The 229-nt window shown below is 47.6% G+C and carries 1 pseudogene; it reads left to right on the top strand.

The features are described 5' to 3' along the window. Positions 1 to 229: pseudogene (locus SB725_RS34305) on the top strand (adenylosuccinate lyase); the annotation flags it as partial.

Raw genomic sequence — 229 nt, 5'->3', positions numbered from 1 at the left:
AAACTCTGAAGGTAACTTAGGCGTTGCCAACGCTATGCTGGCCCATTTGGGTGAGAAGCTACCAATTTCACGTATGCAGCGTGACCTATCGGACTCGACGGTGCTGCGTAATATCGGTGTTGGCCTAGCACAGAGCATGATTGCGTTTGATGCTTGTCTAAAAGGCGTGGGTAAACTTGAGCTAAATGCACAGCGTTTAAATGATGACTTGAATCAAGCGCAAGAAGTG

Source organism: Pseudomonas sp. SIMBA_041 (assembly GCF_046535095.1).
Taxonomy (GTDB): Bacteria; Pseudomonadota; Gammaproteobacteria; order Pseudomonadales; family Pseudomonadaceae; genus Aquipseudomonas; species Aquipseudomonas mucoides.
This window is presented reverse-complemented; position numbering and strand designations above follow the sequence as displayed.